Source organism: Haloarcula sp. K1 (assembly GCF_001647155.1).
Classification (GTDB): domain Archaea; phylum Halobacteriota; class Halobacteria; order Halobacteriales; family Haloarculaceae; genus Haloarcula; species Haloarcula hispanica.
Map to the genome: position 1 here is coordinate 100,641 of NZ_LRHL01000042.1, position 17,958 is coordinate 118,598.

Annotated in this window: 18 protein-coding genes; 9 read left to right on the forward strand and 9 right to left on the reverse strand. The window is 62.7% G+C overall.

Going from position 1 to position 17,958, the window contains the following annotated elements; genetic code table 11:
• The first annotated feature begins 17 nt into the window (after positions 1–17).
• On the forward strand, positions 18–779 hold the full coding sequence (glpR, locus tag AV929_RS12970; protein ID WP_014039978.1) for an HTH-type transcriptional regulator GlpR: 762 nt from the start codon (positions 18–20) through the stop codon (positions 777–779).
• On the forward strand, positions 776–1,684 hold the full coding sequence (gene pfkB, locus AV929_RS12975) for a 1-phosphofructokinase (protein ID WP_064288456.1): 909 nt from the start codon (positions 776–778) through the stop codon (positions 1,682–1,684). The genes glpR and pfkB overlap by 4 nt, the downstream gene beginning before the upstream one ends.
• 37 nt (positions 1,685–1,721) lie before the next feature.
• On the opposite strand, the gene AV929_RS12980 is transcribed toward pfkB, so the two are convergent.
• On the reverse strand, positions 1,722–2,873 hold the full coding sequence (locus AV929_RS12980; protein WP_064288457.1) for a hypothetical protein: 1,152 nt from the start codon (positions 2,871–2,873) through the stop codon (positions 1,722–1,724).
• 3 nt (positions 2,874–2,876) lie between these two features.
• Positions 2,877–3,659 carry a class I fructose-bisphosphate aldolase gene (locus AV929_RS12985; RefSeq protein WP_004962592.1) on the reverse strand — a complete coding sequence of 261 codons (783 nt, stop codon included), beginning with the start codon at positions 3,657–3,659 and terminating at the stop codon, positions 2,877–2,879.
• Positions 3,660–3,778: 119 nt separating this feature from the next.
• Between AV929_RS12985 and AV929_RS22395 the strand changes: the two genes are divergently transcribed.
• The gene (locus tag AV929_RS22395; protein WP_008309953.1) at positions 3,779–3,928 is read left to right on the forward strand and encodes a hypothetical protein; all 150 of its coding nucleotides are present in this window, start codon (positions 3,779–3,781) and stop codon (positions 3,926–3,928) included.
• Here AV929_RS22395 and AV929_RS12990 read toward each other — a convergent pair.
• Positions 3,925–4,371 (reverse strand): DUF5799 family protein, encoded by a 447-nt coding sequence (locus AV929_RS12990; protein ID WP_064288458.1) that lies wholly within the window; start codon positions 4,369–4,371, stop codon positions 3,925–3,927. The genes AV929_RS22395 and AV929_RS12990 overlap by 4 nt on opposite strands.
• 175 nt (positions 4,372–4,546) lie before the next feature.
• On the opposite strand from AV929_RS12990, the gene AV929_RS12995 reads away from it, so the two are divergent.
• On the forward strand, positions 4,547–5,830 hold the full coding sequence (locus AV929_RS12995; RefSeq protein ID WP_064288459.1) for an FIST signal transduction protein: 1,284 nt from the start codon (positions 4,547–4,549) through the stop codon (positions 5,828–5,830).
• Positions 5,831–5,885: 55 nt separating this feature from the next.
• Here AV929_RS12995 and AV929_RS13000 read toward each other — a convergent pair whose 3' ends face one another.
• Positions 5,886–6,281 carry an OsmC family protein gene (locus AV929_RS13000; RefSeq protein ID WP_050007744.1) on the reverse strand — a complete coding sequence of 132 codons (396 nt, stop codon included), beginning with the start codon at positions 6,279–6,281 and terminating at the stop codon, positions 5,886–5,888.
• Between the two features lie 167 nt (positions 6,282–6,448).
• Between AV929_RS13000 and AV929_RS13005 the strand changes: the two genes are divergently transcribed.
• Complete coding sequence (locus AV929_RS13005) at positions 6,449–6,820, forward strand: hypothetical protein (RefSeq protein WP_050037796.1); 372 nt, start codon at positions 6,449–6,451, stop codon at positions 6,818–6,820.
• A gap of 52 nt (positions 6,821–6,872) precedes the next feature.
• Positions 6,873–7,727 carry a UbiA family prenyltransferase gene (locus AV929_RS13010; protein WP_023843193.1) on the forward strand — a complete coding sequence of 285 codons (855 nt, stop codon included), beginning with the start codon at positions 6,873–6,875 and terminating at the stop codon, positions 7,725–7,727.
• 72 nt (positions 7,728–7,799) lie between these two features.
• On the opposite strand, the gene AV929_RS13015 is transcribed toward AV929_RS13010, so the two are convergent.
• The gene (locus AV929_RS13015) at positions 7,800–8,459 is read right to left on the reverse strand and encodes a DnaJ domain-containing protein (RefSeq protein ID WP_014039985.1); all 660 of its coding nucleotides are present in this window, start codon (positions 8,457–8,459) and stop codon (positions 7,800–7,802) included.
• Between the two features lie 127 nt (positions 8,460–8,586).
• Here AV929_RS13015 and AV929_RS13020 point away from each other — a divergent pair, with 127 nt between their 5' ends.
• The 3 genes from AV929_RS13020 (at position 8,587) to AV929_RS13030 (ending at position 11,990) form a co-directional block, all read left to right on the forward strand.
• Positions 8,587–9,135, forward strand: coding sequence for a DUF1684 domain-containing protein (locus AV929_RS13020; RefSeq protein WP_008309944.1), 549 nt, complete (start codon positions 8,587–8,589; stop codon positions 9,133–9,135).
• 105 nt (positions 9,136–9,240) lie between these two features.
• Positions 9,241–10,077 carry a lysostaphin resistance A-like protein gene (locus tag AV929_RS13025; RefSeq protein ID WP_369802670.1) on the forward strand — a complete coding sequence of 279 codons (837 nt, stop codon included), beginning with the start codon at positions 9,241–9,243 and terminating at the stop codon, positions 10,075–10,077.
• Positions 10,078–10,340: 263 nt separating this feature from the next.
• Positions 10,341–11,990 carry a PAS domain S-box protein gene (locus AV929_RS13030; RefSeq protein WP_064288461.1) on the forward strand — a complete coding sequence of 550 codons (1,650 nt, stop codon included), beginning with the start codon at positions 10,341–10,343 and terminating at the stop codon, positions 11,988–11,990.
• A 56-nt stretch (positions 11,991–12,046) separates the two neighbouring features.
• On the opposite strand, the gene AV929_RS13035 is transcribed toward AV929_RS13030, so the two are convergent.
• The 4 genes from AV929_RS13035 to AV929_RS13050 form a co-directional block, all read right to left on the reverse strand.
• The gene (locus AV929_RS13035) at positions 12,047–14,107 is read right to left on the reverse strand and encodes a TRAP transporter fused permease subunit (protein ID WP_064288462.1); all 2,061 of its coding nucleotides are present in this window, start codon (positions 14,105–14,107) and stop codon (positions 12,047–12,049) included.
• Positions 14,108–14,152: 45 nt separating this feature from the next.
• Positions 14,153–15,253 (reverse strand): TAXI family TRAP transporter solute-binding subunit, encoded by a 1,101-nt coding sequence (locus tag AV929_RS13040; protein WP_230458897.1) that lies wholly within the window; start codon positions 15,251–15,253, stop codon positions 14,153–14,155.
• Positions 15,254–15,970: 717 nt separating this feature from the next.
• Positions 15,971–17,329 carry an NAD(P)/FAD-dependent oxidoreductase gene (locus tag AV929_RS13045; RefSeq protein WP_050037801.1) on the reverse strand — a complete coding sequence of 453 codons (1,359 nt, stop codon included), beginning with the start codon at positions 17,327–17,329 and terminating at the stop codon, positions 15,971–15,973.
• A gap of 96 nt (positions 17,330–17,425) precedes the next feature.
• Positions 17,426–17,947: a response regulator transcription factor gene (locus AV929_RS13050; protein ID WP_064288463.1), complete on the reverse strand. Its 522-nt coding sequence runs from the start codon at positions 17,945–17,947 to the stop codon at positions 17,426–17,428.
• Positions 17,948–17,958: the final 11 nt, after the last annotated feature.

A 17,958-nucleotide genomic window follows, 5' to 3' on the forward strand; every position in this document is an offset into this window, starting at 1 on the left:
CAATCACAGCAGAGAGAATGCTCCCGGCCGAGCGAAAGCGCACTATCGTCCAGTTGGTGACAGAGCGAGACGGCTGTTCAGTGTCGGAATTGGCCGCGGAACTCGAGTTTTCGAAGGCGACGATCCGCCGTGACCTCCGGGACCTGGAGTCGCAAGGCCGCATCAAGCGGTCCCACGGCGGCGCAGTACCGGCGTCCTCCGCCGGGACAGAACGACCGTACGGCCAGCGCGAGGTTGACCACTACGCGGAGAAACAGGCCATCGGCGAGCGAGCCGCACAGGAAGTCCGTGAGGGCCATGTGGTCTGTTTCGATGCGGGCTCGACGACGATGGAAGTCGCTCGTGCGATTCCGGACACCGACTACGTCGCGGCGACGAATATGCCGGAACTCGCCACCGAAGTGGCCGAGCGAGACGTCGATGCGAAACTCACCGGTGGAAGTCTCCGACCGCGGACCCGGGCGCTCGTCGGCCCGATGGCCGAGCGAGCCATCGGGCGAATGAACTTCGACCTGTTGTTTCTGGGGACGAACGCCCTCGACAGCGCCGCCGGGCTGTCGACGCCAAATGAAGACGAGGCGGCCGTCAAGGAGATCATGGTCGAGCGCGCCCGCCGGGTCGTGCTGGTCGCCGACGCGTCGAAGTTCGGCGACCGGAGCTTCGTCAGCTTCGCCGATCTGGACCAGGTCGACCTGCTGGTCACTGACGCCAGCCCGTCAGGGGCGCTCGCCACGGCACTCGCGGACGCCGACGTGACCGTCGAGGAGGTCAGCACATGATCGTCACCGTCACCTACAACCCCGCCGTCGACCAGACGATTCAGTTCGACGAGCAGATGGCTCCCGACCGTGTGATGCGGGCCGACGAGGCGCAGTTCGACGCGGGCGGGAAGGGCATCAACGCCGCGCAGTTGCTCACGGCCATGGACCGCCCCTGCGTCGCGACGGGACTGCTGGGCGGGTTCACCGGGTCGTTCATCAGAGAGACCCTGCAGGGCGACGGCGTCGAGACGGCCTTCGTCGACGTGGACGGAACGACGCGTCTCAACACCACCGCTATCGCGGCCGCGGAGGAGTACAAACTGAACCAGGCCGGGCCGACCGTCGGCGAGTCGGTCGTCGACTCGCTGCTCGAACGGGTGCGAGCGCAGTCCCCCGACCGCGTGCTCGTCGGTGGGAGCCTGCCGCCGGGGCTGTCCCCCGACGCTATCGACCGCATCGCGACCGGCGGCGACTGGGAGACAATCGTCGACACCGGTGGCGACGTCCTCCGGGAACTCGACGCCCAGTACGGACTCTGTAAGCCGAACCGCGACGAGCTCGGCGATGCAACCGGGGCCGATGTCTCCACGGTCGAGGGGTGTGCGGACGCGGCGGAGAAGTTCCGGGAGCGGGGCTTCGACCGCGTGCTGGCCTCTCTCGGCGCGGACGGCGCTGTCCTCGTCGGCGACGCGGGCAACCTGTACGCCGAAGCGCTGGACATCGACGTCGTCGACACCGTCGGGGCCGGCGACGCGCTCCTTTCGGGCGTCCTGAGCGCCTGGGAAGCCGGCGCGGACGACGAGACGGCGCTCCGGACCGGCGTGGCCGTCTCCTCGCAGGTCGTCCAGCAGGCCGGCACGGCCGTTCCCGACCTGGGCGATATCGACTCGCTCCGGGATGGCGTGACGGTCCGAGGGCTGTAGCGGGCACAAAAGATTCGTAGAACGCGGAGACAGCAACTCAGAACTTTTTGAGGTAGTCGTCGACGAACGCACGCACGTCGGCCAGCGACGGCTGGTCCGCGGTCCGGACGAAGTAGCCGGCGACGGCGTTGCCGACGACGACGGCGGCCGCCGGCGGGAGGCCGGCGATGAGCGCGAGCCCCAGCCCGGCGTTGAAGTGGTCGCCGGAACTGGTCGTCAGTTTCGGGTCCGGGACGGCCGGGACGGCGACGCTATCGGTACCGTCCCCGGAGACGGCGACCGACCGCTCGACGCCGTGGCCGACGAACCAGGTCGGTTCCAGCGCCTCGAACACTGCCTCGGCGTCGTCGGCGAACGACCGCTCGGCGTCGCCGGCGAACGACCGCTCGGCGTCGCCGGCGTAGGCGTCCGCGAGGACACCCGTTTCGGCACGGTTCGAGGAGATCACCACATCAGTCACCTCGTCCAGCCGCCCGATGGCCTCCCGGCCGGCGCGCAGCCGGTCGGCGTCGAGCTTTCGCACGTCGCCGGGGTCGACAAGCACTGTTTCGGGCGGGTCGTCGATATCGCCCCACAGGTCACGGAGCCCGTCGAAGACCGTCGGCAAGTCCGGCGTCTCGGACCAGTAGCCAGTCCCTAACAGACTCGCGCCGTCGAGCTTCCCGGCCAGTCGGTCGTGGCCGAAGGCCGCGTCGAGTTCGGCCCAGTCCAGCGACATCGTGTCGCCGATCTCGGTGAGCATGAGCTTCCCGTCGTCGAACTCGACGGCGTCGGTGACGCCGGGCTCGCCGATTGAGTGGAGGTCGTACTCGCCGAACTCCGCCTCGAAGGCGTCGTGGACCGGGTCACCGTACATCCCGACCATCACGGGGTCGAACGACCAGCCGCCGAAGGCCCGCGCGAGGTGGCTGGTGTGGCCGCCGGTCCGGCTCCCCTGCTGGAGCCACTCGAAGGAGAGCGAGCTGTCGGCGGCGACGGAGCGGTCGATGCGGTCGCCGAACCCCTCCAGCGTGGCGAGGCGCTCGTGGCTCTCTGGGTCGATGCGGTCCGCGACGACCTCCCGGACGCGGTCGAGGTAGCCGTCGAAGCCGAAGACGACCCGACCGGCGTCGATAGCGTCGGGAAGCGCGTCGCTATCGGGCAACGCTTCGTCTGCCGCGGCGACGGCTCGGCGCGTCTCCTCGTCCATGGCCTACAGGACGTCGTCAGCTGTCGCGTCCTCGAAGATGACGCCTTCGAGCTTGTCCAGGATGTCGTAGGGGTCGTCGCGCTGCCAGACGTTGCGGCCGACGGCGAGGCCGGCGACGCCGACGTCCATACAGTCCTCGACGAGTTCGAGGAAGTCCCGGTCGGAGGTCTTCGAGCCACCGGAGAGCAGGACGCGGTTGTCGGCCGCCGAGCGGACGGCGTGGGCCATCGCCTCCTTGTCACGCGGATACTTGACCTTCGTGAAGTCCGCGCCGAGTTCGAGGCCGATGCGGGCCGCGTAGGCGATGGTCGACGGACTGCGGTGCTCCTTGATGGCCTGTCCGCGCGGGTACGACCACATCGCAATCGGCAGGTCGTGGTCGCGGGCGTTCTCCTGCACCGGGCGGAAGTCCTCGAACATGTCGGTCTCGCGGTTGACGCCCGGATAGACAGTGTACCCGATGGCGTCGGCACCGAGTTCGGCGGCGTAGTCGACCGACCAGTTCTGTGGCGAGTACGGGTCGCCCATCCAGAGGTCCGACCCGCCGTTGAGCTTCGCCAGCAGGTTCACATCGTCCTCGTAGCTCGGGTAGTACGTCTCGGCGAGGCCCTTGCCGACGGCCAGCGCCGTCACGGCGTCGTGGGTCGCCATCTCGAACACCTCACGCGGGTCGAGGCGCTCCTCGACGCCGCTGAACTGCTTGGGACCGTGTTCCAGCCCGTGGTCGTGGGCCAGCACGAGCGTCTTGTCGTTCCGTACGAGCGGTGAGTCACCCAGTGGTCGCATGTGTCGTGTTTCTACCGAGAACGACCATTAACAGTTTTCGGTTCTGATTTGTTACTACTGTTCGCGTTCGTTTTTGAGCGAGGGCGGGAATTAAGTGTGTTCCAGTGAAAGGTTCGGGTATGCCATCCGTGGAACTGGACGCCGAGACAGTGGACCGCCTCGACGACCTCCGCGTCGAGGACGAATCGTACGACGACATCGTGACGGAACTCATCAACATCTACGAGGCCGAGGAGCTAACGCTGTTCCACGGCGGCGACGAGTACTAACCCTGGGCCTGCTCGCAGACGGACTTCCAGCGCCCGTTCGACTCCAGTTTCTCCTGTAACTGCTCGGCGTACGCCTGTGCGAGGCGTGCCGCTTCTTCTTCCTGTTGTTTGTCACCGCCACTGGACCCACCCAGTCCAAGTGCGTCCTTGACGCCCGAGAGGAGGCCGCCCGAGCTCCCGGACTGGTCACCGCCCGGTCCGCCCATCGGACCCTGGTTGGCGACCCGCTCCATCTCGGGCATGACGCTGGAGAGCTTCGAGGTATCGGCGACGATTCGAGCGGTGTCCGGATCACCCGGGTTCTCGATCTCGAATTCGACGGCAGTCATCACCAGCCCCCACTGCTGGCTGGAGAACGACGACGCTTTGACCTGTTCGTTGAACCGCTGGTCGACCGCCATCCGTTCGCCGGCGATGCGGTCGGTCCAGTTTGAATCGCTCATGGACTGGTGTTTGCGGGCCGGCGGTATGAGCGTTTCCCGCTCCGTGCGGTGTTCTACGGTAAAAAGCACCGTTTCTGGGCAGACTGTTACGTCTCCGGCCGACCCACTGCCACGTCTTATTGTCTTCAAAACGGTTCCAATATGTTAAGTTAGCTCACGATATACTTGCATCTCAATGACTACTGAGTTTGGGACAGGGCAGGCGACGGGGGACTCTGGCGATGCCGCAGCTATGGACGCCATACGGGAAGCCATGGACGCCATCTCGGCCAGCGAACCGGACTTCTGTCAGATTTTCTGCTCCCCGACATACGATTACGAGGCGGTGCTGTGGGGCGCTCGGAGTGTTGTCGGTTCAGATACCGAAATCGTGGGCTGTTCGTCCTCTGGAGAGTTCACTGAAGCCGGTTCGGGGAACGGAACTGTCACAGTCGGCGTCGTTTCGTCGGACTCGATGCGGTTCTTCTCCAGCCTCTCGACCGAACTCAGCGCTGATCCCGAGCGCTGTCTGTTCGAAGCCGTTCACGACCTCCCCGCGAGCGAGGACCCTGCTGTCGATGGGTACCCGCATCGAACGCTCATCAACCTTCACGACGGCATGGCCGGAATCGGAAACAAAGTCACTCGACTCACCGAGCAGTACCTCGACGACGAGGAGACGCCTGTCGTCGGGGGGTCTGCGGGCGACGACCTCCAGTTACAGCAGACCCACGTCTTCCGGAACGACCGCGTGGAGACGGACGCCGTCGTCCTCGCGCTCATTGCCTCAGAGGACCCGCTCCCGGTGACAGTCAACCACGGCCACGAACCGATCTCCGAGGCGATGACGGTAACCCGAGCAGAGGGAAGCACCGTGTACGAACTCGACGGCAGGCCTGCGTTCGAGGCCTGGCGAGACGCGATTCGGGAGGATGCGATGGAGACGTACGATATCGATGTCGACGAGTTGGAAGCAGGGTCGGAAGACCTTGTCATGTTGCTCGGTCGCTACGAGCTCGGTATCGAGTCGGAGCCAGAATCTGACGCGGACGGACTCGCTTCCCGAATCAAGACCTTCATCGAGAGTAAACTCATCTCGACGACGGGATACAACATCCGATGGCCGGGCCATACAACCGACACCGAGGGGCCGCTGGACTTCGCTGTCACTGTCTCCGAAGGAACGGAAGTGGTGGTGACACATAGCAATAAATCCGACCAGGTGTATGCGGTCCGGAACGCCGCCAACAACGCTGTCAATGAACTCCGCGGCGGAAGCGTCGCGGGTGGGTTCGTCTACGACTGTGCCTGCCGTGCGATGATACTCGGCGACGACTTCGACGACGCTGTCGACACGATTCACAGCGCTATCGACGCGCCCTTCGCCGGCTTCGAAACCTACGGCGAAGTCTGCTCGGCCGACGAGGATTACACTGGCTATCACAACACGTCCTCAGTCATACTGCTGTTCCCGGAGTGACGACGACAAGCCTACTATCAGCGAAAAATAAACGCCAGCCCCTGTTCCTGCCTGCTCAGACGCCGGACTCGATGGTGATTTCGGCGTGCAGTTCGTCCTGCAGCGCCGAATGGACGTGGCAGATGTCCTCAGCGAGTTCCACGATGTCCTGCTCTTCGTCGGCAAGTGACTCTTCGACCTCGACGTGGAAGTCGATGTACTCCAGGTCGTCGTCCTCGTCGAGACCTGCGGCGACCTCGACGTCGACGCTGCCGATGTCCTCGTGCCCGTACTTGTCAGCCGCGACGCGTAGCGCCGGGATGTAACAGGAGGCGTAGTCGGCGGCAAGCACCTCGTTCGGCGACGGACCGTTCTCGCTCAGCGCGTCGACGATAAGCTCCCATTCGCCGTTGATGACGCTTTCTACTGTGTATCCTTCCTCGCACGTACTCTCGACTTCGATATCTGCCATAGCACTCCTGTGGACACAGCCCTCCCCCTAAACATTTCCTGCGTGGCATTTCTGCCTGCGGACGCGAAACGCAGTGACTCACCAGCGTGGCACCGGGCTACCGCGGGTAAACCGGCTGGCCGGGCACTGCCGAAAGATAATACACCTCCAGTCCCTACAAATGAGCAATGGAACACCTCGCCCCGTCGAACGTGCCGGTGTACGCCACGCGGGAACACCAGCGCGAGATCTGGGAGCGCTGTCGGGACCGGGGGCAGCCGGTCCTCGCCGTCAGGGACGCGACGCGGGGGTTCATCGTCCGGTACGACCTCCAGCACCTGTCGTATGAGCTCTCGGACGCCACCGTGCAGGCGCTTCGTGACCGTGTCCGGTCCCGCCGACCGTACCCGACGACCACGGACCCGATATCGGAGACGGAGGGCGTCGGTGGCGAGGCCGGCCCGGTGTCCGGCGAACTCCACGCGGATACCGAACAGGCTGCCAGAGAATTGGCCTCGCACATCTCGGGGTTCGTGCTGGACCGGTCGAACTGGCGGTAGTACCGAAACAACGCGGATGGGGATTTTTCCCACAGCCGTGCCTTGAGTTCGTATGGCAGTCGCCCGACACGAAACCGGTCCGTTCGCGGCCGTGAGTGCCCTTGCTTCGCAGGTCCATCCGGTGTTTATGCTGCCACCACTCGCGACCTCGCTGTTCGGTGGGTTGCTCTCCGGTGGGTTCTGGCCGCCGGTGGCCGCGCTCCACGCGGGTGCGATGTTCTTCGCCGTCTACACGGCTCACGTCAAGGACGGTTACGTCGATTTCCACGTCCGCGGCGAGGACGACGACCACCCGCTCACTGGTTCGGGCTGTCGCATGGCGCTGATCGGCGCAGCCCTCGGCTTCGCGCTCTGTACGGCGGCCATCTGGCTGCTGGTCGGTCCCGGCGCGGCGCTGTTGACGCTTCCGACCTGGGTCATCGGGTACACCCACGCGCCGCAGTTGGACATGAACCCCGTCGGCGCGACGATGGGCTACCCGACGGGCATCGCGCTGGCGTTGCTAGGCGGCTACTACGCTCAGGTGACGACGCTGACACCGCGAGCACTCGGTCTCGCGGCCGTGTTCCTCCTGCTGTTGACCGGCATCAAGATTATCGACGACGAGCAGGACTACGACTACGACCGGTCGATACAGAAACGGACCGTCGCCGTCGTCCTGGGCCACCAACGCGCTCGGCGGCTCGCGTTCGGCCTGTTCGGCGCGGGCCTCCTCGGAATTGTCGGGCTGTCCGTGGCATTGCCCGGGGTTCCGCCAAGCGCCGCGGCGGCTGCGCTCGTCTTCGGGACGGTTGCGGCTATCGCCCAACGAGGCGACCCCGAAACCGCGACGATGCTGCTGATTCGCGGGTCGTATCTCCTGTTGGCCGTCCTCGTCACTGCTGTCTGGTTCCGACCGCTAGCGTGAGTGTGGCTGTTCTGCAAGTCGCTCGCCTCGCAGCTAGCCGCAACTGCACTCGCTCGAACCACACCTCGTCGGTCAGCCTGAAATGTGTGTGAGCATGTGGGTCGCTGAGACGACCAGCGATATCGTCACCATCGAGACGGCCATGACGCTGGCGACAACCGGCGAGAGGTCCCCGGTGAGGCCACCGACTGCGAGCAGCACGGCGGCAATGATCGTACAGACCAGCAGGGCCAGATGGACGAATAGCCACGGACCGATACGTCGCAGTGAATCGAGCAGCGTCTCGACTCCCGACGGCTGTGTCGGCCGGACTCGCTGGCCGGGCTTGTAGTACTCTGTGGCAGTCCCGTAGCCCGTGCTTCCGCCACGAGTCTGGGTGGGCCGCTGTGTCGCTTTCGCCGTTGCCCCGCCCGTCGTCCCTGTGTCGACCCGCTGGTCGACGTACTGCTGTGCGATGTCACTGACACCGCCCGTGGCTGTTCCGCCGTCCGCGCCGCTGTCGACGTGCCTGTTGACGTATGCGTCGTGACCGAGCCGGTCGTATCGCGCTCGCTCGGCCTCGTCCGTGAGCACGTTCTTCGCCTGCGTGAGTCGCTTGAACCGTTCTCCCGCGGCGGGGTCGTCACTCACGTCCGGGTGATGCGCTTTCGTCTGTTCCCGGTAGGCGCGGACTATCGTCTCCTCGGTGGCATCTGGGTCCACCCCCAGAATACCGTAGAACGTCGCTTCCATACACACCCCTGTGTATTTATCCAGTTGGACCAGGCGTATAATAAGGTACCCACTCCCTCACGCTGCGATATCGCTCGTCTGTCGCCGAGTCGCCGGACTGAAACTGCGTGGCCGCCACCGTCTCTGTATGGACGAAGACACCAAAGACTGGGAGACACAGTTGCAAGCGAATCGGGACGAGAAAGACCGGTTCTTCGCGGAGCACCGCCAATCCCCGATTCCGCCGGAAGACCGCGACGACTTCGACGGACTCAGCTACTTCGACCCGGACCACGACTATCGGGTCGAGGCGACGGTTACGGTCCACGAGACGCCGGAGTCAGTCGATCTGGAGACGAGCGACGACCGAACGGTGCGCTATCTCCACGTCGCGACGCTGTCGTTCGACCTCGACGGCGAGTCCCGCGAACTCCACGCGTTCCGGCAGGCCGCCGACGAGTCCCGGACGCTCTTTGTTCCGTTCCGGGACAAGACCACCGGACAGCAGAGCTACGACGGCGGCCGATACATGGAACTGGAACCCGACCGCGACCTGAGCGACGGCGACGAGATTACGCTGGATTTCAACCTCGCGTACTCGCCGTTCTGTGCCTATAGCGACACCTTCTCCTGTCCGCTCCCGCCGGAGTCGAACTGGCTCGACACCGCGGTGACGGCCGGAGAGCGGATCGACTGAGGCTCTGCCGGCAGTCACGACACCAACACCAAACGAATTGTTTACACATCGCCACGACCAAAGCAGTGTATGGCAACGGATTCCCGGGAAGATCCAGTCTTTCAAATGGCCCTGAAGGCCTTCCAGTACGGGTTTACGCTTTTGTCGGCGCTCTGGCTGGGTGGGACAGGACTTGTGTTCGGCTCGGTCCTGCTCCTCACCATCGCTTTTTCGCTGTCACTCGGCACAGGTGTTCAGATAACGCAAGTACAGAGGCTGGTCCTTGGACTGGTAACGATTCAGGGCATCGCCTTCCCGGCTATTGCGTACGCATACATCAAGCTCAGGCCGGTAATCAGGTCGAAGCTCCGCGAACTCATCTCGTATCCGCCAGACACCGGGACGTTCACTATCGGTGTTTCTGTACCGAGTTTCCGCGAGGCCGTCATCGTCGTGCTGGGCTACGCCAGCGCGATGGTCGGACTCGTGGTAGTAGCCGTCATCATCACAACGCTCGTCTCGATGTTCGGCATCGAAACGGCAACCAATCAGGCCGCGGAGATCGGCATGGAGAACCCCGATGTCCTCCTCCTGTTGATTCCCGCCTCGTTCCTCCTCATCGGTCCGGGCGAGGAACTGCTGTTCCGCGGGGTCGTTCAGGGCCGCATTCGGGACTACTTCGGCCCGATTTCGGGCGTCGCCATCGCGAGCGTCATCTTCGCCGGCATTCATTACCCCGCCCTCAGTGGCGGGTCGGTCACGGGCAAACTTGTCGGGGTGTGTGCCCTCCTCATTCCGTCGCTCATCCTCGGTGCAACCTACGAGTACACAGACAACATCGTCGTTCCGTCACTCATCCACGGCGCGTACAACGCCACGCTGTTTACTGGCCTCTACGTCACCGTGAAGTTCAGTGGTGAACTCTCGTCCGCCGCGGGTGTCCTCAGTAACAGCGGGTTCTGACCGGCCCCTGCCCCAGCAGGCCCGTACTATAGTACGTTTGTAAATCATGTGATTGGTTGCCTGGCTTGCACACGCAAGGGAGTTGGTCTTTTTCATGATCGTGTGAAACCTAAAACAGTTCAAACGGGGCTTACAGTGGCGTTATATCCGAACTAACACTTTATCACGCTCTCGACTTTTTACCCAGTAGCAGAACCTGAATCGGAGATATTACTTTGAAATGACAAACGTCTTATTAGCGTTTTTGTACAACATTCAAACAGATGGTTGGTTCAGTGCGCGTCTTACATATCGATGACGAACCGGACTTTGCCGATCTAACTGCGGCATATCTCGAGCGGGCCATGGATTCATTCAGCGTCGACACCGCGATGCGGGTCGACGAGGTCATCACGGACCGCCCGCAGGACACGTATGACTGTATTATCAGCGACTACGATATGCCTGGCATGAACGGGCTGGAGTTCCTCGAACGGATTCGCGAGGACGCACCGAAGCTTCCGTTCATCCTCTACACTGGGAAGGGCAGCGAAGAGATCGCGGCCGAGGCAATCTCCGCAGGTGTCACGGACTATATCCAGAAGGAACCGGGAACGTCCCAGTACACGGTGCTAGCGAACAGGGTGCAAAACGCGGTCGAAGCCCGCAGAGACGAACTGCAAGTCACGCGTGGTCACCGCGCAATGAACGCGGCCTGGGACGGCATCAGCACACTGGACGACGAGGGTCGGTTCACCTATTTGAACGACGCCTACGCAGCCACGTTCGGCTACGAGCGCGACGAGCTTCTGGGCGAACACTGGCAGAAAATCCACTCGGCAGAGAGCCTCAAAACGGTCGATGATGAAATACTCCCGGCTGTCAACGAGAACGGGACGTGGACGGGTGAGACACTGCTCGAACGCGCCGACGGGACACAGTTCATCGGCGAGCACACCGTCGCGAGTATCGCAAATGACGGCTCCGTCTGCGTAGTCCGTGACCGGACTGACCGCGAAGAACTCGACAAACAACTGCGACACGAGCGCGAGCGGTTCCGGCTACTCGTCGATGCGGTCGAGAATTACGCGATGTTTCTGCTCGACCCCGACGGCCTCATCCAGTCGTGGAACGCCGGTGCGAAACAGCTCATGCAGTACGAGGAATCTGATATCCTCGGCGAGCACTTCTCGACGTTTCACACAGAGAAACAGGTGGCCGACGGCATTCCCGACCAACTGCTGCGAGAAGCCGGGGAATGCGGCAAGGCCACCGACCGCGGGCTCCGCGTTCGGAAGGACGGGAGCACGTTCTGGGCAGATGTGGCCATCACTGAACTCCGGGAAAACGGCGACTCCCGTGGCTTTGCGAAAGTGGTCAAGGACATCACGGAGGAGATCGAACGGGAGCGGCTACAGGCGACGGCCGAACGCTACCGAGAGAAACTCTACGAGGTCACGAACGATTTGGATCGCCGGTTCGAACAGCGGTTAGTCGACGTACTGGAACTCGGTGTCGAGTATCTTGCCGTCGATCAGGGCCATCTCGTCGCAATCGATCCCAAGGCGGGCACGCATGAAATAATCGCTACCAGCGGCGAACCGTCTCTCACCGCCCCCGGCGACATCACATCGCTTTCCGAGACCTACTGCCGACGAACCGTCGAATCCGACGGTCTACTCTCTATCTACAACGCCGAGCGACTAGATCTGGATGACGACCCTGCATACCGGCGGTACGGTATCGGCTGTTACCTCGGTGCGAAAATCGAAGTCGACGGTGAGCTGTTCGGGACGGTCTGTTTCGTTGCTCGTGACCCCCGGTCGGAGCCGTTCAGACAGGACGAACAGGCCTTCGTCGAACTACTCGCCCGCTGGCTCAAATACGAACTGAGCCGACGCGACGGACAGATCCAGTGGCCGCTAAAACCCTAGAATCTGGGAACGATACCGTGTCGGTCAGCGTCTCGGGCTGACCTATGGCGGGCAGGTCAGTCGTCGACTGAGGCCTGTTCGGACTGTCCGGTTTCGGATCCGGAATCGTATCTCACCTCCATGTACAGCAACGCGAAGATGGTGAGTGTTGCGACGGTCTGTACGGCAGCGGTCATCGGCGCCAGCGGAGCGAACATCGCTGCTCCCGCAGCCACCAGTAGCCCGGCGCGACTCGGAATCCTGAGTTGGCCAGAGAAGTAGTTGACAATGGCTGCCACGGCGGCGACGAGACCGATTCCCACGACGACGAACGTAATCGGTGTCGCGGGAACTGACCAGAACAACAGACTGTCGTTGACGACGAAGACGTACGGGAGAACAAACAGCGGCGCCCCGAGCACGAGCGACTTTCCGGCGGTCCGCCAGAAGTTCCCGCCTGCGACCCTTGCCGTGACGAGGCAGGCGATGGCAACCGGCGGCGTCAGCGCCGAGAGAATCGCGAAGTAGAACACGAAAAAGTGCGCAGCGAGTAGATCGATACCGGCCTCGGTCAGTGCTGGTGCGATCAGTAGCACGGCCGTGATGTAGGCTGCGACGGTTGGCATCCCGAGACCAAAGAGAAGCGCGGCAACCATCGCGAACATGAGCAACAGCGCAAGCACGCCTCCCGAGAGTTCAACGAGGCTGGAAGCGAACACCTGCGTGAATCCGGTGAGGTTCAATACACCGACGAAGATGTTCATGACGCCCAGTGACACCGCAATCGGGGCTGCGTTTTCCATCCCGCGGCCCAGGCCGTCCATAGTGTCCACGAGGAAGTCGCGGATTCCGTAGCCATCGCGAAAAAAGATCCCCTGGACGAACGCGGCCGGGAACGCGGACATTATCGAGAGGAACCCTGCGTACAGCGGATCGTACAGGAGAACGACCAGTGCGTACAGGAGAACGGCCAGCGGAACCCACAGCGCGAGCCCCTCGACGAGCAGGTTACGAACCGATATCTGGCCGAAGGAAACAGCGGTTGTCGTTCGGCCGAAGATCCTATCGAGTGCGTTTTTCCGATCCCTGTCGACCGTCTCTACGTCGGTCAGTTCTTCCTCGTCAATCTCGCTCGTGAGCCCTTCTTTGACGGTTGTCAGATGAACACCGATAGCGACCGTTCCGTAGAACAGGAGTGCCGGCAGGAATCCGACGACGATAATCTTCAGGTAGCTCGTCCCGGTGATCTCGGCCATTATGAATGCCGCTGCACCCATGATCGGTGGCATAATCTGGCCGCCGCTGGAGGCCACCGCCTCGTAGGCCGCTGCGGTATCTCTATCGAGCCCGTGACGCTTGAGCAACGGGATGGTAAACGCGCCCGTCGTCGCCGCGTTGGCGGCCGCGCTGCCGTTGACCGACCCCATACCCATGCTCGCGACCGTCGTCATCTGCGCCAATCCGGACCGGACCCGTTTGCCGATCAGCGTTCCGACCTGGACGAAATACTCCAGCGCGCCGTACGCTTCCAACAGCCCCGCGAGGATCATGAAGATAATAATAAACGTCCCCGAAACCTCGACAATGACGCCGAAGACGCCGCTGCCGAACTCAACTGTCAGACCCTGCACCAGTCGTTCGGCCTGAACTCCATTGTGGTTCAAAATACCCGGGAAATACGGGCCATACAGCGCATAGACAAGGCCAGCTACGCCGACCAGCGACAGCATCGGACCGTAAACCCGCCTGCAGACATCCAACAACAGCAGGATGATCAACAGCCCCATGAACAAGTCGAGGTCGGTGTATATCCCGAGTTGCTCGTAGACGATGCGGTTGAAGGCCGTAAAGAGGTAGACGGCGACGACGGCCGAGAGAGCGGCCTCAAATAGCGTCGCGTAGTTTCCGAACCGCTCCCGGCGCGTCTCGGGTTCGGGGGTATACGCGAGGACAGCCGCCCCGACGAGCATGAATCCGAGGTGGGCGATCTTGTGTTGGTCCTGTTCGAACGGGAACAGCTGGGTGAACCAGAGGTGATAGACCGTCGAGGCGACTCCCAAGGCTATCAGGAACCCGTACTTGGCCATGCGTACCCGGGACGGGTCGACCCAGCTCCCGGTTGTGTGTTCCCCCGTCATGGCTGGCGTTGATGGGGTGGGCGGACGAGAGACGGGTCGCTCGCGTTACCCCTCATACTCCTCAAGTGTGGTCAGTCCGTCCTTCCAGAGGTCCTGCTCCTTGTAATACTTCTCAGCGCCGGGATGGACGGGTGCGTTCGGCGAGGGGAGTAAGAATTCCTGCGCGAAGTCCGGACCGGCGCGAGAGAGCACTGAACTCGCCTCACGGACCGCGTCGATGTCCTCCATGACGGTACGGACGAACTCATAGCCCAACTCCTCAGATACCTCGGCCGGGAAGATAGTTTCATAGCCGACGCCAACTGCCGGAATGGAGTCCATTCGAATGTCCTGCCCGTCCCAGAGGCCGGCCGGCGTTTCGATGTACGTGTAGGGCAGATCGGAGTTGGCTAAATCTGACTCGTCGAACTCCCAGTTGACGACCGCGACGTCGGCCTGTGCGCCGGCCTCCTGCGCCCACCCGGTCAGTACTTCACGGCTGACTCCGTAGACCATCATCATATCGAGACGGCCGTCAGCGAACTGTGCCCCCTGGTCTCCCCAGCTCATCGACTGGAGGTCGTACTTGTCCTCGACGTTGTCGATCCCGGACAGTCGGAACCCGTCAAGGCCCGCGAAGTAGTTCGTCCCGCCGCGCTGACCGAACGCCATCGAGACCGACCCGTCTTGGGGAATGTCCGACACCGACTCGATGCCTTCGAGTGCATCGTCAGTCCGCCTGACGAGGTAGTACTCCAGAGTCATGAACGGTAACACCTGCGTCATCGTCTTCCCGACCGGTTCCCCGTACGGGTCTCCGCCGCTGTTTGAGCGCGCGACTGCCCAGTCGGTACTCTGGGCGATATCGATGTCTCCCTGAGCGATCAACCGAGGGTTTGCGGCGGTCCCGCCGGTCGTCTGGGCGCTCATGCTGATGTCGTCGGACTTTTCCGAGAGCAGCTGTGCCATCGCTACCCCCGACGCGTGAGTCGCCGTCTCCGGCCCTGACGTTCCAATTGTCCAATTTGTACTGCCGCCACTGCCGCCACTACCACCGCTATCGCCGCCACTACTCTCGCCGCCACCGCTATCCTCGCCACCGCTGTCGCCGCTACCGCCGTCCCCACTACAGCCAGCGAGGCCTGTCAGACCAGCTGTACCGACCATTTTCAAGAAGCTACGCCGCTCGGAAACCGATCCATCCTGATTGTTACTGAACATTATCTAAGCTACAACTATGATGTCAACCAATCTATATTTAAATGTTACTGCAAATATCTTTATCATACAGACATCGGCTGCGGAAACAGACAACGCACCCCGAGCAAATTTTCAAATCTCGGGAAATAGTGGCCACTCAGCCGCATTATCGAGACTGTGAAAATCTGAGAGATGTGACTCAACTCGACAGCCCTACTGTTGGGAATACCACTATCAACGGTTCCCGAAGATCCGGCTAACAGGGTGTCATCACGGAGGAATCCATCTCAATGACACACCAGAGCCACTGTGTGTCCGTCCGTATTATGCCAAATGTTGCCACTAGTAGACTCGAAATGTACGCCCGGAACACTAACGTCCGGCATCATCCTCGGCGGTGTGCCACGTCAGCCGGCAAACCCTCGTGCCGGGCGGGTCGCCGGATACGGCGACCGATTGCGCGAGCGGCGTCAGCCGCGAGCGCGGGTGATTATGGCGTAATCACCGAACGCCCAGACGGTGCAACCGTCTGGCGGGTCGTCGATAGACGACCAAGTGCGGTATGAACCGCGGTCATGTCGCGTGCCCGGGTTCTCCGGGTCGTCATCGTCCCGGTGACGGGTCTCAGCCGGGGATTGAAGGCACGCACTAGCAGTTCGCCGGTCGCACACCTAAGGGTGACGTTCAGACGGCGTAGTCGTCCTCGCGCAGTTGGACGTACTTGCCGTTGCGGTAGGAGAACTTCCCCCACTTGTACCCGAGGACCATCTTAATGCCGTTGAGGCCGCCACGGAGCGCCGCGTCGGCCTTGATGCCACGGGCGTCCATCAGGTCGTTGGCGGTGGTAAAGGCCCGGTCCCAGTCGCCGGGCCGCCAGTCCCGGACCATGTCCGCGAAGGTAACGTTCCGGAGGATTTCGTCGCCGATGGCGTCGTGCCAGGCGTCGTTGTACCGTTCGAGGCGGTCGTTCGCGGCGAGGCGACCGGCTATCTTCCCGGTGCGAACGGCGACGTGATCGCCGCCCTCGTGGAACGCCGAGGTGGTCCCCATTGCCCCGCCGGCCACGGCGATGCCGGCACCCACCGGGGACTCTATCGGTCGGGTCGAGGAGATGGGGTACGTCTCCGTCCCTTTCGATTTCCCGCGGTCCTCGACGAGCGGGAAGTCCTCGAGATCGTACGCCTGGAACTCCTGTTCGAGCAGTCGCTCGATGTACTGCCGGCCCTGCGGGATGCTCTCGTCGCTCTCTCTGAGCAGGTCCCACTCGCTGCGGTCGTAGGCGTCGATGTCCAACCCGATGGGCATCGTGAGGCCGATGCGGGCGACGGGGGCGTCGTTCGGGAAAATCCACGGATACGCCGTGTGGCCGGGCATGATGCCCCACCAGAACTCGATGAACTCCGGCGTGAACAGTTCCTCGGGCATCCGTCGGTGCTCCTGATAGGCGATGTGGTTCGCCTTGTTCGAGGGCATGATGTCGGCCATCGTCTGTCCGGCCGGGAGGAACTGGTCGAGCGTGCCGCCGGTGATAGTCCGCTGTGGGCCGTCGGCGAGAATCACGTACTCGGCGGCGATGTCTTCGCCGTTGGCCAGCCGGACGGTGTGTCGCGGCGAACTCCTCAGGTCGGTCTCGACGCCGGTGACGCTGACGCCGACGCGGTAGTCCGCGCCCGCTTCCGTCGCCCGTTCGCGGAGCCAGTCGTCGAACCGCGCCCGGTGGAACGTGATGCCGAAGCCGTCGGCGCTGGAACTGATACCGGTCTCTGTGAGCGTCATCTCCGTCGAGGGGCCGTAGAACTTCGCCCCGTCGAGTTCGCTCAGCACAACATCCTCGGGGAACTCCGACCGTGGAATGTCCATGATGTCGAACCAGTAATCGAGCAGCCCGGCGGCGTCCGTCGAGTCCGGCCCCGCCCCCTCGCGGTCGGCTCTGGGGACCCCCTTTTCGAGAAGGACGGCGTCGGCCCCGTGGTCGGCTGCAGCCTCGGCCGCCGACGACCCGGCCGGGCCACCACCCACAATGGCGACGTCTACGTGTTCCATACCCGCTACGGTGTCCCGCGCCCGCTAAAACCTATTGTCTTGCATCGAATCCGCGGTCTGACGACCCTCTGTGTCTGAACTGGAATGCACTGCGCGCTACGGTTCGGACGCTGCGTCGGCGAGTGACACGTCGTGTTGTTCCAGCCGTTCGACGGCCCGCTTGTACGCGTCGCTCTCCGCGAGCGCTGTCGCTCGGACAGCGTCAGCGACTGTGTCTCGTCGGTCGGCAAGTCCCAGGAGTTCCCGACGCTCCGTCTCGTATTCGCACCGGCGCTGAACTGCCGAGAGTACCGACAACAGGGTATCCCGGTCGGCGGGCTTTCTGAGATACGAATCGACGGGAATGTCCAGAATATCCACGTCAGGCTTGACGCTGCTTATCATCACGACCGCAGGGGTAACTGACCGCTGTCGGAGCTTTTCGGCGACCGTTTCGCCGCTCAGTTTCGGCATCTGTCGGTCCAGCAGTACCGCATCGATTGAGTCGTCAATCCGCTGTAACCCTGTACGGCCGTCACCGGCCTCTATAACCTCGTATTCTTCCGGAAGCCAAAGTTTGTAGAGCTGTCTATAGTCCGTATCGTCATCAATTACCGCAACGCTCGTCGGTCTCCCCATTCCTTCGAAGT